The sequence below is a fragment of the Novosphingobium sp. PhB55 genome, from assembly GCF_004368805.1.
Taxonomy (GTDB): domain Bacteria; phylum Pseudomonadota; class Alphaproteobacteria; order Sphingomonadales; family Sphingomonadaceae; genus Novosphingobium.
Genome location: NZ_SODQ01000006.1, coordinates 435,163 through 448,890, shown reverse-complemented (window position 1 = coordinate 448,890; position 13,728 = coordinate 435,163). Strand labels below are relative to the sequence as shown.

11 protein-coding genes are annotated in these 13,728 nt (G+C 65.3%); 9 read left to right on the top strand and 2 right to left on the bottom strand.

Features of this window, described 5'->3' with window-relative positions:
- Window positions 1–32: 32 nt before the first annotated feature.
- Both EDF57_RS17325 and EDF57_RS17320 read right to left on the bottom strand, forming a co-directional pair.
- Complete coding sequence (locus tag EDF57_RS17325) at window positions 33–2,483, bottom strand: TonB-dependent receptor plug domain-containing protein (RefSeq protein WP_134095161.1); 2,451 nt, start codon at window positions 2,481–2,483, stop codon at window positions 33–35.
- A gap of 286 nt (window positions 2,484–2,769) precedes the next feature.
- Entirely contained in the window at window positions 2,770–4,083 is a 1,314-nt protein-coding gene (locus EDF57_RS17320) for an MFS transporter (RefSeq protein WP_132261652.1), read from the bottom strand.
- 195 nt (window positions 4,084–4,278) lie between these two features.
- Between EDF57_RS17320 and cyoA the strand changes: the two genes are divergently transcribed.
- The 9 genes from cyoA to EDF57_RS17275 all read left to right on the top strand — a co-directional run bounded on the left by cyoA (window position 4,279) and on the right by EDF57_RS17275 (window position 13,713).
- Window positions 4,279–5,571: a ubiquinol oxidase subunit II gene (cyoA, locus tag EDF57_RS17315; RefSeq protein ID WP_134095160.1), complete on the top strand. Its 1,293-nt coding sequence runs from the start codon at window positions 4,279–4,281 to the stop codon at window positions 5,569–5,571.
- Between the two features lie 7 nt (window positions 5,572–5,578).
- On the top strand, window positions 5,579–7,585 hold the full coding sequence (cyoB, locus tag EDF57_RS17310) for a cytochrome o ubiquinol oxidase subunit I (RefSeq protein ID WP_132261655.1): 2,007 nt from the start codon (window positions 5,579–5,581) through the stop codon (window positions 7,583–7,585).
- 3 nt (window positions 7,586–7,588) lie between these two features.
- Window positions 7,589–8,227: a cytochrome o ubiquinol oxidase subunit III gene (cyoC, locus tag EDF57_RS17305; RefSeq protein ID WP_132261656.1), complete on the top strand. Its 639-nt coding sequence runs from the start codon at window positions 7,589–7,591 to the stop codon at window positions 8,225–8,227.
- Window positions 8,227–8,604, top strand: a complete 378-nt coding sequence (gene cyoD / locus EDF57_RS17300) for a cytochrome o ubiquinol oxidase subunit IV (protein WP_208324890.1) — start codon at window positions 8,227–8,229, stop codon at window positions 8,602–8,604. The genes cyoC and cyoD overlap by 1 nt, the downstream gene beginning before the upstream one ends.
- 22 nt (window positions 8,605–8,626) lie before the next feature.
- A complete protein-coding gene (locus EDF57_RS17295; RefSeq protein ID WP_243841119.1) occupies window positions 8,627–9,409 on the top strand; it encodes an SURF1 family protein in 783 nt (260 codons plus the stop codon).
- On the top strand, window positions 9,397–10,722 hold the full coding sequence (locus tag EDF57_RS17290) for an ATP-binding protein (protein ID WP_132261660.1): 1,326 nt from the start codon (window positions 9,397–9,399) through the stop codon (window positions 10,720–10,722). The genes EDF57_RS17295 and EDF57_RS17290 overlap by 13 nt, the downstream gene beginning before the upstream one ends.
- A complete protein-coding gene (locus EDF57_RS17285; protein ID WP_132263983.1) occupies window positions 10,722–11,273 on the top strand; it encodes a response regulator transcription factor in 552 nt (183 codons plus the stop codon). The genes EDF57_RS17290 and EDF57_RS17285 overlap by 1 nt, the downstream gene beginning before the upstream one ends.
- A 160-nt stretch (window positions 11,274–11,433) precedes the next feature.
- Window positions 11,434–12,369 carry a LysR family transcriptional regulator gene (locus tag EDF57_RS17280; protein WP_243841118.1) on the top strand — a complete coding sequence of 312 codons (936 nt, stop codon included), beginning with the start codon at window positions 11,434–11,436 and terminating at the stop codon, window positions 12,367–12,369.
- Between the two features lie 111 nt (window positions 12,370–12,480).
- A complete protein-coding gene (locus tag EDF57_RS17275) occupies window positions 12,481–13,713 on the top strand; it encodes an amidohydrolase family protein (protein WP_134095158.1) in 1,233 nt (410 codons plus the stop codon).
- Window positions 13,714–13,728: the final 15 nt, after the last annotated feature.

Here is a 13,728-nt window from a genome sequence, read left to right as displayed (position 1 = left end):
TTGCCGCCCCCTTTTCGTATCGGCCGTTGCGGTCAGCGCGAGCCGAAGGCGTAGCGCACGTTGATGCCGAATTCGCGCGGGGCCGTGGTGGTCACGCCGGTATAAGTGCTCGTGGCCGTGGCGCCCGTCGGTCCGGTGAAGACCGGGCGACCGGTGGCGGGGTTGAACTGGCCCGCGAAGCCAAGCTGCTGATAGGCCGTGAACAGCGGGTTGGTGCGGGTGAGCGTCTTCGTCGTGTCGAAGACGTTCTTGGCGTAGAGACCGATTTCCCATGCCCCGTCGCCCGAGCGCAGGCCCGCGAAGAGGTTCAGCAGGGCATAGTCGCTCACGTCGTCCCAGGCGTTGCCGGGGTCGCCCTGCGACTTGCCGGTGTAGGTCAGGAGGCCGCGAAGGTAGGCATCGTTACCGCCGAAGGCCGGGAACGAATATTCGCTCTGCACGGTGGCCGAGAAGGGCGCCATGAACGAGGCCCGCTGCGAGACGTTGCAGGCGGCGATGTTGTTGGCGCCGACAGCGGCCTGAAGGTCCGCCAGCGAGGGCGCGCTGGTGGTTGCATCGGGCACGCCATCGCCGTCCAGATCGTTGCACGGCACGCTGCCGCCCTTGATCTTGCCCAGCGAGTAGCTGGCCGAGGCGTTCAAGGTCCAGCCCTGCGTGATGTCGAACGAGACGTCGCCTTCGACACCGTTGACCTCAACCGGCACGGCGCCGACGAAGTTGAAGTTGTTGACCTGCTGGGCCAGCCCGGTGACCGCACCCGTGGTGGGATCGCGCAGGGCGACGGTGTTGACGTAGAACACGCCCGAACCCGGTACGCGGTAGGGGTAGTTCTTGAACTTCTGGTGGTAGCCGGTGAGGTTGAAGCGCAGGCGGCCGTCCATGAGCGTGGACTTCAGGCCGATTTCATAGGATTCCGAGGTTTCGGCCGGCAGGTGAAGGAACGAGTTTTCCAGCGGCGAAGGGGTGATGTTGAAATCGCCCACGACATTGATGCCGGGCCGCCAGGAGCTGCCGGTGGCGGCGTAGATCATCAGGTCAGGCGTGAAGTTGTGCTTGATCGACCCGCTGTAGATCCACTTCTTCGCCTTCTGCGCATTGTTGGAGATCGTGGCGCCGTTGACGATCAGCTGGCTCTCGTCCTTGTAATCGATATGACGCGCGCCGCCCGAGATTTCGGTAGCATCGCCGATATGCACGGTGAGGTTGCCGAAGATCGACTGTTCGTGAGTCTTGCCCTGGCTGGTGATCGGCGTCTGCACGACTTGCGCAATGCCGCCGCCGAAGGCCGCGGGCAGGGCCACGATCGTCGGGTTGGTCAGGTCCGTATGCGGCTTGTTGTGGCTGTCGAAGAAGCCGGCCACGTAGTCGACCATGCCGAACAGGCGCGCTTCGTTCTGCAGTCGGACTTCATGCGATTCCGAGGTGGAACGGGTATCGGTGATCTGGTCGACATTGCCGGCAAAGGCGTTGCCCTTGTCGAAGTTCTCCGTCGAGTGGATCTTCTGGGTATAGTACTGACCCTGATAGATCAGGCGCTGGCCCCAGCCGCTGGCTTCCGCGCGCCAGTTGTAGACATCGAAGGCCTGGTTGACGAGGCGCGGGCTCTCGTAGTTCGAGAGGCGGTCCTTCGACGAGATGTAGACCGGGCTGGGCGCGGCGTCCGGATTGACCTCTGAGAAGGAGGCGATTTGGTCGTAGCTGCGCTGGTCGCGGTCGAGGCGCTGGTACATGCCTTCGAAGCGGAGCCAGTCGGTAGGCGTGACGAGGCCGGAAATACGGCCGCTCTTGGTGCGCGACCAGGGATCGCGGTTGGTGTAGATCGAGCGGACGCGGTCCAGCTCGTTCTCATCCCAGACGCCGGCGGCGCGGATCGCGGCGATGCCCTCGATCACGGGGATGTTAAGGCCGGCCTTGATGTTCTGCGTGCCGATGTCGTTGGCCGTCATGTCCACGAAACCGCCCAGCGAATAGAGGTCGGGCTTCTTGGTGGTGACGGTGATCGAACCCGAGGGCGAGGCGCGGCCGCGCAGCGTGCCCTGGGGGCCGCGCTGCACTTCGATCTGGCCGATGTCGTACATCTGCTGCAGCACGATGCCGGCAGTGATCGGCGCGTCGTTCATGTAGAATTCGACGGTGGGGTTGTTGCCGCTGGCGTTCACGTCGAAGTTGACGCCGCGCATCTTGGCGTTGCCGCCGATGCCGTTGGCATTGGTGTCGAGCTGGAGACCCGGCGCCAGCGTCGAAACTTCCTTGAAGTCACGCAAGTTGAGCTTGCCGATCTCGTCGGCGGTGACGGTGTCGATCACGGCGGGAACGTCCTGCACGTCTTCGTCGCGGCGACGGGCCTGGACGATGATGACGTTGGCTTCGTTGGCCGACACCGCATCGGGCGCTTCCTGGGCCAGGGCAGGGGCAACCCACCCCAGGCCGCACATACCCGACAGGCCCGCCGAACACAGCATCAGCTGCTTGAACGCACGCATTGACTCTCCCTCCGATTTCTTTGCTCTTGATTGGGAGAATGGGTGCTTGCGCGAGGCCCTTTTTGTCAAATGAAATGGCTTCATTTCTGACAAACTACGGCATGGCGTTATTTGAACACTCGCCCAAATTCTCGCGAAGCCGCTGAAATCGCCCGATTCGCTCTTGCGGCGGGGTCTGGTCGGGCTTGGGAGATTGTCCGCCGCAACGAAAAGGGGGCGCCGAAGCGCCCCCATGCCGATCGATAGGATGGCTGGCCGCCGACAGCGGCCCGCCATGGGCAGCCGATCAGTTACGGCTGGCCAGTTCCTTGTTCAGCCATAGCGCCGCCAGCGTGGCGATCGCGCCGGAGAGCAGGTAGCCGCCCGAGGCGATCAGGCCCCAGTGGCTGGACAGCAGCAGCGCTGCCAGCGGGGCGAAGCCGGCGCCGAACAGCCAGGCCAGATCGCTCGTGAGCGCCGAGCCGGTGTAGCGATGCTCGCTGGCGAAGGCCGAGGCGACGACGCCCGAGGACTGGCCGAAAGCGAGGCCGAGCAGGATGAAGCCGATGATCATGAAGGCGATTTCGCCTGCCGGACCGGCATCGAGGAGCTGCGGCGCGAAGCCCGAGAACACCGCGATGGCGACGGCGCAGCTGCCCAGCAGGTTACGGCGTCCGAAGCGGTCGGCAATGCGCCCCGAAGCGATCACCGCGACGACGCCGAAGGCGGCCGCGAGCGCTTCGATCAGCAGGAAGCTGATCGGCGAATCAGGCGTGAAGAGGAACACCCACGAGAGCGGGAACACGGTGACCATGTGGAACAGCGCGAAGCTGGCGAGCGGGGCGAAAGCGCCCAGAACGATGGTCTTCCACTCGTTGCGGAGCGTGGCGCCGACGCTGACCGGCTGAAGGTCGCGGCTGGCGAACAGGTTCTCGAACTCTTCGGTGACGACGATGCGAAGGCGCGCGAAGAGCGCGACGACGTTGATCGCGAAAGCCACGAAGAAGGGATAGCGCCAGCCCCAGTCGAGGAAGTCGGCGGCGGGGAGGGCGGCGATCATGAAGGCGAAGAGCGTGGAGGCCACGATCAGGCCGAACGGCGCGCCGAGCTGCGGGATCATCGCATACCAGCCGCGCTTGTGCTCGGGCGCGTTCAGCGCGAGCAGCGAGGCCAGGCCGTCCCAGGTGCCGCCAAGGGCGAAGCCCTGGCCCAGACGGAACAGGCAGAGCAGGACGATCGCGGTGTTTCCGGCCGATTCATACGAAGGCAGGAACGCGATCGCCGCGGTGGAGCCGCCGAGCATGAACAGTGCGATCGTCAGCTTGGTGCCGCGGCCATAGGCGCGGTCGACCGCCATGAAGATCAGCGAGCCGAACGGGCGGGCCACGAAGGCCAGCGCGAAGACCGCGAAGGAATAGAGCGTGCCGGTCAGCGCGTCGACGAAGGGGAAGAACAGCTTCGGGAACACCAGCACCGAGGCGATGGCGTAAACGAAGAAGTCAAAGAACTCCGACGTTCGGCCGATGATCACGCCGATGGCGATTTCACCGGGCGACGGCTGGTGATGCTCCTTGAACGTCGGCAGGCCCAGGGCTTCGCGGGGCTGGGGGATGCTGGTCATTTCGATTCTGCGGCCTTCGTTTCGGGTCCGCGCGCGGCCGGCCCTGGATAAAGCCTGCCGGATGCGGACGAATCAAGGCGGGCGCGCGAAACGCCCGGCTACATGGTGAGGCCCTATCGTCATTGATGGCCGTCAAGGGGATTGGACAAAATGTCCTATGTTCGCACTCGCGGCATGAGCCTAGGCGCTCCACCCATGCGCCCACCCGAGTCCAGACCGAAGCCGCGGCAGCTGACCGCGCTCGCCAAAGTCCTTGCCGCCTTGTCCCTGACTGGCGCGCTTTCCGCTTGTAACACCGTCGTGCTGAACCCGGCCGGCGATGTCGCGCGTCAGCAGGGTGACCTCGTCGTCATCTCCACGCTGCTGATGCTGCTGATCATCGTCCCGGTCATGGCTGCGACGGTCCTGTTCGCGTGGCGTTATCGCGCGTCGAACAAGGAGGCCGTCTATCAGCCGGACTGGGATCACTCGACCCAGCTCGAACTGCTGATCTGGACGGCCCCGCTGCTGATCATCATCTGCCTGGGTGCGCTGACCTGGGTGACCACCCACCTTCTCGATCCCTACCGCACCATCGGCCGCATCGACGCCACCACCCCGGTCGCCGCCAATGCCAAGCCGCTGGAAGTCGAAGTCGTCGCGCTCGACTGGAAGTGGCTGTTCATCTATCCCGAGCAGGGCGTGGCCACCGTCAACGAGCTGGTCGTGCCGACCGGCCGTCCGCTCCAGTTCAAGATCACCTCTTCGAGCGTGATGAACTCCTTCTACGTGCCCGCCATGGCCGGCCAGATCTACGCGATGCCGGGCATGGAAACGCGCCTGCACGCCGTGGTCAACAAGCCGATCGAAACCGTCGGCTTCTCGGCCAACTACTCTGGCGCCGGCTTCTCCAACATGCGCTTCGCCACGCATGCCGTTACCGAGGCGGACTTCGCCAAGTGGACGGCCGACGTGAAGGCCGGCACGCCTGCCACGAACGGCGAGACCGGCGGCAACCTTGACCGCGCCGCCTATCTCGAGCTTGAAAAGCCGAGCGAGAAGGTCCCGGCCACGCGCTACGCCACCGTCGTGCCCAACCTCTACGACGCGATCGTCGACATGTGCGTCGAGCCCGGCAAGATGTGCATGAGCGAAATGATGGCGCTCGACGCGCGCGGCGGCCTCGGCAAGGCCGGCATCCGCAACGTCGAGATGCTCGCTTACGACAAGCACGGCCGCGAAGCTGCAGCCACGGCCAATGCCAACCCGAACGCGGCCATCCAGCGCGAGCTGGCCTGGGTTCGCGCGCTCTGCCGCCAGATGCCGGGCTCCGCGCCCGACAAGACGGTCAAGGCGCCCGCCAACCTGCGTTCGCTGACCGGTGCCGGCATGGCGGCCCCGCAGTCGCTGCCGCTCTTCGGCAAGGACGAGCAGGCGCTCTCCGCACCGAAGGGCGAGCCTGTGGCCGCCAACGAAGCCGCGCACTCCTCTCAGATTTCCCGGAACTGATAGAACAATGGAAGTTGTAGACCATTCGCACTGGAGCCCGCTATTGGGCCGCCTGTGGTGGGACGCCATGCCACAGGAACCGATCGTGCTCGCCACGTTCGTCGTCGTCGCCCTTGGCGGCGCGGCGCTGGTGGCGGCGCTGACCTACTTCAAGCTCTGGGGCTATCTCTGGAAGGAGTGGTTCACCAGCGTGGACCACAAGAAGATCGGGATCATGTACATGATTCTGGGTCTCATCATGTTCCTGCGCGGCTTCGCCGACGCGGTCATGATGCGTATCCAGCAGTCGATCGCCTTCAACGGCAACGAGGGCTACCTCAACGCCCATCACTACGACCAGATCTTCACCGCCCACGGCGTGATCATGATCTTCTTCGTGGCGATGCCTTTCGTCACCGGCCTGATGAACTACATCGTGCCGCTGCAGATCGGCGCGCGAGACGTCAGCTTCCCGTTCCTGAACAACTTCAGCTTCTGGATGACGACGGCAGGCGCCGTGCTGGTCATGGCCTCGCTGTTCATCGGTGAGTTCGCGCAGACCGGCTGGCTGGCCTATCCGCCGCTGTCCAACCTGGCCTACAGCCCGTGGGTCGGCGTAGACTACTATATATGGGCCTTGCAGATCGCCGGTGTCGGCACCTTGCTCTCGGGCGTCAACCTGATCGCCACCATCGTCAAGATGCGCGCGCCGGGCATGACCATGATGCGCATGCCGATCTTCACCTGGACCGCGCTCTGCACCAACATCCTGATCGTCGCCGCCTTCCCGGTGCTGACGGCCGTGATGACCATGCTCACCGTCGACCGCTACCTGGGCTTCAACTTCTTCACCAACGACTTCGGCGGCTCGCCGATGATGTACGTGAACCTGATCTGGATCTGGGGTCACCCGGAAGTCTACATCCTCATCCTGCCCCTGTTCGGCGTCTTCTCGGAAGTCACCGCCACCTTCAGCGGCAAGCGCCTGTTCGGCTACTCCTCGATGGTCTACGCGACGCTGGTCATCACCATCCTCTCGTACCTCGTCTGGCTGCACCACTTCTTCACGATGGGTTCGGGCGCGAGCGTCAACTCGTTCTTCGGCATCACCACGATGGTGATCTCGATCCCGACCGGCGCGAAGCTCTTCAACTGGCTGTTCACGATGTACCGTGGCCGCATCCGGTTCGACCTGCCCATGATGTGGACGGTGGCCTTCATGCTCACCTTCACCATCGGCGGCATGACCGGCGTGCTCCTCGCGGTGCCGCCTGCCGACTTCGTGCTCCATAACTCGCTGTTCCTGATCGCCCACTTCCACAACGTCATCATCGGCGGCGTGCTGTTCGGCATCTTCGCGGCGATCAACTTCTGGTGGCCCAAGGCCTTCGGTTTCCGCCTGAACGAATTCTGGGGCAAGGTCAGCTTCTGGCTCTGGGTCCCGGGCTTCTGGTTCGCCTTCATGCCGCTCTACATCCTCGGCCTGATGGGCGTGACCCGCCGCATGCGCGTGTTCGACGATCCGTCGATCCAGATCTTCTTCATCATCGCCGCCTTCGGCGCCCTGATGATTGCAGGCGGCATCGGTGCCATGCTCGTCCAGTTCGCCGTGTCGATCTGGAAGCGTGAGGAACTGAAGGACGAAACGGGCGATCCGTGGAACGGCCGTACCCTGGAGTGGTCGACCTCGTCGCCGCCGCCGGAGTACAACTTCGCCTTCACGCCGATCGTCCACGACATCGACGCCTGGGAAGACATGAAGCGCTGCGGCGTGGAGCGTCCGACCACCGGCTACCGTCCGATCCACATGCCCAAGGGCACCGGAACGGGCCTGATCCTGGCCGGCCTGTCGACCGTCCTCGGCTTCGCGATGATCTGGTACATCTGGTGGCTCGCAGCCGTGTCGTTCCTGGGCGTGATCGGCTACGCGATCTTCCATACCTTCAACTACAAGCGCGATTACCACATCCCGGTCGAGACGGTCGAAGCGACCGAGGCCGCGCGTACGCGCCAGCTTGCAGCCGCAGGAGCCTGATCGATGACTGCGACTGCAATCAAGACGGAACTGTCCCAGCCGCAACTTCAGGCCGCCTTCTACGACCTGAACGAGCACGACCATCCCGAAGGCGGCAGCACCATGCTGGGCTTCTGGATGTACCTGATGAGCGACTGCCTCATCTTCGCGATGCTGTTCGCCGCCTACGGTGTGCTCGGCGGCAGCTTCGCGGCAGGGCCGGGACCGAAGGACCTGTTCGAACTGCCGCTGGTGGCGGTGAACACGGCGATGCTGCTGTTCTCCTCGATCACCTACGGCTTCGCCATGCTCGCCATGGAAAAGGACAAGAAGGGCGCGACGCAGCTCTGGCTGCTCGTGACCGCCGTGTTCGGCGCCTCGTTCCTCGCGATCGAACTCTACGAATTCGCCAACCTCATCCATGAGGGCGCGACGCCGATGCGCTCGGGCTTCCTCACCGCGTTCTTCTCGCTGGTGGGCACGCACGGCCTTCACGTCACGTTCGGCCTGGTCTGGCTGTTCACGCTGGTCGTCCAGATCGGCAAGAAGGGCCTGATCCCGGCCAACAAGCGCCGCCTGATGTGCCTTTCGCTGTTCTGGCACTTCCTCGACGTGATCTGGATCGGCGTCTTCACCTTTGTCTATCTCATGGGAATGCTGTGATGAGCGACCACGTTCACCCCAACCACCATCTCGACGACGATCACGGCAGCCACGGTTCGCTCCGCGACTATGTGATCGGCTTCATCCTCTCGGTCATCCTCACCGCCATTCCGTTCTGGCTGGTGATGACCGGCGCGATCGCGGACAAGTCGACCACGGCCCTGGTCATCATGGCTTTCGCCGCGGTGCAGATCGTGGTCCACATGATCTACTTCCTGCACATGAACACGAAGGCCGAGAACGGCTGGACGGTCATGGCGCTGATCTTCACGATCGTCATTCTCGTGATCACGCTTTCCGGCTCGCTTTGGGTGATGTACCACCTGAACCACAACATGATGCCGATGACCGCCCACGACATGGGCCAGTTGCCCTGACTCTCGTCGTGATCGAGGCGAAATGAACGATACCAACCTGACCGAAGCAATGCGGACAGTAACGGATCAAGCGGAAGCGCGGCGGCCCTGGGGGCTCGCCGCGTTTCTGTTGCTGGCCTTCGCGATGTTCGCGGCGCTCGGCGTGTGGCAGGTGCAGCGCATGCACTGGAAACACGCGCTGATCGCCCGTGTCGAGGCCCGCGTCCATGCGGCCCCGGTCGCGGTTCCTGACGATGCGCGCTTGAACGGCGGCGGCGCGGCCGGCGAGGGCACGCGCGATCTCGATTACCTGCGGGTGAGGATTTCCGGCAGCTACGAGGCGGGGGCAACCTCGCTCGTGCGGGCGGCCACCGAACTCGGCACCGGCTACTGGACCATGACGCCGATCAGGACCGCCGAGGGTCGGCAGGTCTGGATCAACCGCGGCTTCGTGCCCGCCGGTACCCGGCGAGAGGCGGCTGCGGCCACGACCCCGCCGGGCCCCGTCGAAGTGACCGGCCTGCTTCGCCCCACCGAGCCGGGCGGCAGCGTGCTCCAGTCCAACCAGCCCGCCGCCGACCGCTGGTATTCGCGCGATGTGAAGGCGCTGGCGCTGGTGCGCGAGATCGGCGCGGTCGCACCGGCCTTCATCGACGCGCAAGTCGAGCAGGCCGCCCCGGTGGAGGGCCTGCGCCCGGTACCCGGTCTCACCCAGGTCCACTTCCCCGACAGCCACCTGAGCTATGCGCTGACGTGGTTCGCCATGGCGGCCATGTCGGTCATGGCGCTGATCTTCGTCTGGCGGCGCGGGCGATGGACCGCCTGATAGAGCTGTTCGCCCCGCACGGACTGCCCGGAGGATCGGCCAGCCGCGCCAATGTCGTGCTGCTCACCCAGCTTCGCTGGACGGCGGTCTTCGGGCAGCTGGCGACGATCGTGATCGTGTCGCAAGGGCTGGGGGTCAAGCTGGAACTGGCGCCGCTGCTGCTGGCGCCGCTGCTGCTGATCGTGGTCAACCTTGCCTCCGCCAGCGTGGTGCTGCGGCGGCGGGACTTCACGCAAGGCGAGCTGTTCTCGGCGCTGATGGTGGACGTGATCGCGCTCTGCTGGCAGCTTTACCACAGCGGCGGCGCGACCAATCCCTTCACTTTCCTGTTCCTGCTTCAGATCGTGATCGCCGCGGTGATCCTCGACTTGCGCTGGAGTTCGCTGGTCGCGATCAACGCCTGCCTCTGCATGCTGCTGCTGACCTATTTCTACGTGCCGCTGCAATTGCCCGAGCGCTACGCCCAGCATCCCTTCGAACTCTACATCTACGGCAGCCTGTTCTGTTTTGTGCTGGCGGCGGTGCTGCTGATCGTCTTCGTGGCGCGGCTGGACTTCACACGGCGCGAGAGCGACGCCAAGATCGCCGCGCTGCGCCAGCAGGCGGTGGAGGAAGACCATATCATCCGCATGGGGCTGCTCGCATCGGGCGCGGCGCATGAACTGGGCACGCCGCTGTCGTCGATCTCGGTGATCCTGGGCGACTGGGCGCGCCAGCCGGGCATTGCCGACGATCCCGACATGGCGGCCGACCTCGCCGACGTCCGCCGCGAATTGGCGCGCTGCAAGAACATCGTCAGCGGCATCCTGATGTCGGCCGGCGAGATCCGCGGCATCGACCCGGCCGTCACGACCCTGCGCGGCTTCCTGGGCGAGATCGTGGAGGAATGGCGCGCCCGCATGCCCGGCGAACTGCGCTTCATCGACCGCATCGAGGAAGACCGCTCGATCGTGTCCGATCCCGGCCTGCGGCAGGTGATCGGCAATGTGATCGACAATGCGGTGGAAGTCTCGCCCGGCCTCGTCGTGATCGAGGCGCGGGTGGACCATGGCGGGCTGGTCCTGACCGTCAGCGATCGTGGACCCGGCTTCGCGCCCGACATGCTGCCGCGGGTCGGCCAGCCCTATGCCTCGACCAAGGGGCGTGACGGCGGGGGGCTGGGGCTGTTCCTGGTCGTCAACGTGATCCGCAAGCTCGGCGGCAAGGTTGCGGTCGACAATCTCGCCGATGGCGGGGCAAGGGTGCAACTTGCGATTCCCCTTGCTACACTGGCCTACGAGCCCAGGAAGGGCGAGGATACAGCCGGGGCATGATGACGGAAACAGTTGCGAACGAGCCCGGCGGTGCCAGCTTGCTGATCGTCGAGGACGATCCCACTTTCGCGCGCACCTTGCGCCGTTCCTTCGAGCGGCGCGGCTACCGCGTCAGTTCGGCGGGCAGCCCGGACGAGGCCGAGACACTGAGCGTGGACGAAGTCTTCGACTATGCCGTGGTCGATCTCAAGCTCGGGGCATCCTCGGGGCTGGCCGTGGTGCAGTCTCTCCACGCCCGCTCGCCGGGAACCCGCATCGTCGTGCTGACAGGCTATGCCTCGATCGCGACCGCGGTGGAGGCGATCAAGCTCGGCGCCTCGCACTATCTGGCCAAGCCTTCGAACACCGACGACATCGAGGCCGCCTTCACCAGCGGCGAGGGCGATGCCAGTGTGCCGGTCGACGGCCGGCGCAGTTCGATCAAGACGCTGGAGTGGGAATATATCCACCGCACCCTCGTCGAATGCGAATTCAACATCTCCGAGGCCGCCCGCCGCCTCGGCCTCCATCGCCGCACGCTCGCGCGCAAGCTGGAGAAGCGGCAGATCTAGGACGCGGCGATCGCGTCGCGGGACCGGGCTCGCCGTCCCGGCCCCTTTCAGGTTCCGTTTCTCGACAGCAGCAGCAATCCGTTCGGCGGGAGGGCGGCCAGGAGAGCGGCGAAGTCGAAGCCGCCGCAAGGTCCAGCAGGGCCGACGAGAGGAACACTGAATGACGGACGAACCCGCTTCCTCCCTGCCGCTGGCGCGCATGCCGGCCATCGATCCCCGCGCCCTGATGACCTTTCGCATCGTCTGCGAGACCGGCTCGATCAGTGCCGCCGCGCGGATGCTCAACCTTTCGCAGCCATCCGTCTCCAACACCATCGCTTTGCTGGAGCGGCGGCTCGGCGTCGTCCTGTTCGAGCGGCGGCGCGGCGGCATCGTGCTTACCCGCGAGGGGGAAGTGCTGCGCCGCCCGGCAGAGGCCATGGCGCGGCTGCTGTCCGACGCGGTGAGCGATGTCGAGCATGCGCGCCATCGCATAGCGGGGCCGCTGCGGATCGGCGGCACGCCCGGCGCGCTGCTCACGCTGCTGCCTGGCGCGATCCTGCGCGTCGAGCAGGCCGTGGGAGACTTTGCGCTGAGCGCGGTGGAGCGGCCCGATGAGCAATTGCTGGACATGCTGCGCAAGGGTGAGATCGAACTGGCCTTCGTCACCACCCGCATCCAGAACGTGCCTTCCGATGTCGAGGAAGTGACCTCTGCCCGCGATCCGTTCGCGCTCATCGTCGGCCCGCGCCATGCGGACCTGGGTGACAGCGTGTCCCTGCGCGATGTCGAGCATTATCCCTGGGTCCTGCCCGAGGCGCGCGGCGCCTTTCGCCGGCAGGTCGACGCGCTGTTCATCGCCGCCGGCGTCTCGGTGCCGCGCACCACGATCCGCTGCGATTCGCTGCTCACCACCCGCGCCATCGTGCGCGAGACGGACCGCGTCACGGTGCTTCCGCGCACGGTGGCGCTCGACGGCGCATCCGACGGATCGATCCGGGCCATCGCCATCAAGGAAGCCGTGTTCGAACGCAGCGTCGGCGTGCTGCGCCTCGCCCGGCGGAGGCTCTCTCCTTTGGCGGAAGCCATGCTGAAGGCCTTGCCCGTCGTTCCATAGTTTGCATCTATGGCAAATAGAAAACTCATTATTTTACTTGAGGGCCAATAGGGGGCAAAACCTCTCTCAAGCCGGCAACCGGCCGAACGACAAAGCGCGGGAGAGAGAGCGATGCGGACCCTGATCCGCCAGGTTTCCATTTTCGACGGCACCGGCTCCGCGCCGCAGGCCGGTGCGGTGCTGATCGAGGGCGAGCGCATCCAGCGCGTGGCCCTTGGCGCAGACGCGCTGGCGGGGGAAGCGGCCGACACCGTGATCGATGGCCACGGCATGACGCTGATGCCCGGCCTGGTCGACTCCCACACGCACCTCACCTGGGGGTCGTCGGTCGAGAAGATCTATCACCAGTTCATCCTCCCGGCCGACGAGCTGAAAGTCGCTGCCTGGCGCAATGCGCGGGTGCTGCTGGATCATGGCTTCACCTCGATCTACTCGGCCGGCGCGCTGGGCGATATGATCGAGCCGGAACTGGCGCAGGCCATCGCCGCCGGTGAGACGCCCGGGCCGCGCATGGTGCCCTCCACCCTCGAACGCAGCCCGGAAGGCGACGAAGGTGTCGATACCGGCGACGTGTTCAACGGGCGCGGGCCCGAGGCGATGCGCAATTTCGTGGCCTACTGCAAGGACGAGGGCGTCAAGTCGGTCAAGCTGGTCGTTTCCGGCGAGGATGCGCTCAAGCCGAACTCGGCGATGGATGTGCTCTACACCCGCGAGGAACTGGAAGCCGCTGGAGAGGCCGCGCGCGAGGCCGGCCTGTGGATCGCCGCGCATACCTATTCCCCCGAGGCCATCGGCCTCGCGCTCGATGCCGGTGCGCGCGTGCTCTACCACTGCTCCTTCGCGGATGACGCCACCGTCGATCGCATGGCGGCGGACAAGGACAAGTTCTTCTACGCACCCGGTCCCGGCGTCTCCATCGCCGCGATCGAGGCCAATCCGCCGCCGCATGTCGACATGACGCACATGAAGGCCAGCGCCAACGTCCGCATGGGCCTGGAAGGCAAGCTGGTGCCCGCACTGAAGGCACGCGGCGTGCGCATCCTGACCGGCGGGGACTATGGCTTCCCGTTCAATCCGCATGGCCGCAACGCCCGCGATCTGGAGCACTTCGTCCAGCATTACGGCTTCACGCCTGCCGAGGCGCTGCGCTCCGCCACCCAGTATGGCGGCGAGTTGATGGGCCTTGAAGTCGGGCTGGTGAAGGAAGGCTGGCTGGCCGACCTGCTGCTGGTCGACGGCGATCCCACGGCGGACGTCGCGATCCTGCAGGACAAGGACCGGCTGAAGATGATCATGAAGGGCGGCGTGCTCCATAAGGCGCCTGCCGAGATCGAACCGAGCTGAAGACCAGGTTTATTA

What these genes read in the sequence shown, in the direction of transcription:
- EDF57_RS17325 (WP_134095161.1), bottom strand. Translation starts at nt 2,483, where the DNA reads ATGCGTGCGTTCAAGCAGCTGATGCTGTGTTCGGCGGGCCTGTCGGGT.
- EDF57_RS17320 (WP_132261652.1), bottom strand. Translation starts at nt 4,083, where the DNA reads ATGACCAGCATCCCCCAGCCCCGCGAAGCCCTGGGCCTGCCGACGTTC.
- cyoA (WP_134095160.1), top strand. Translation starts at nt 4,279, where the DNA reads ATGCGCCCACCCGAGTCCAGACCGAAGCCGCGGCAGCTGACCGCGCTC.
- cyoB (WP_132261655.1), top strand. Translation starts at nt 5,579, where the DNA reads ATGGAAGTTGTAGACCATTCGCACTGGAGCCCGCTATTGGGCCGCCTG.
- cyoC (WP_132261656.1), top strand. Translation starts at nt 7,589, where the DNA reads ATGACTGCGACTGCAATCAAGACGGAACTGTCCCAGCCGCAACTTCAG.
- cyoD (WP_208324890.1), top strand. Translation starts at nt 8,227, where the DNA reads ATGAGCGACCACGTTCACCCCAACCACCATCTCGACGACGATCACGGC.
- EDF57_RS17295 (WP_243841119.1), top strand. Translation starts at nt 8,627, where the DNA reads ATGAACGATACCAACCTGACCGAAGCAATGCGGACAGTAACGGATCAA.
- EDF57_RS17290 (WP_132261660.1), top strand. Translation starts at nt 9,397, where the DNA reads ATGGACCGCCTGATAGAGCTGTTCGCCCCGCACGGACTGCCCGGAGGA.
- EDF57_RS17285 (WP_132263983.1), top strand. Translation starts at nt 10,722, where the DNA reads ATGACGGAAACAGTTGCGAACGAGCCCGGCGGTGCCAGCTTGCTGATC.
- EDF57_RS17280 (WP_243841118.1), top strand. Translation starts at nt 11,434, where the DNA reads ATGACGGACGAACCCGCTTCCTCCCTGCCGCTGGCGCGCATGCCGGCC.
- EDF57_RS17275 (WP_134095158.1), top strand. Translation starts at nt 12,481, where the DNA reads ATGCGGACCCTGATCCGCCAGGTTTCCATTTTCGACGGCACCGGCTCC.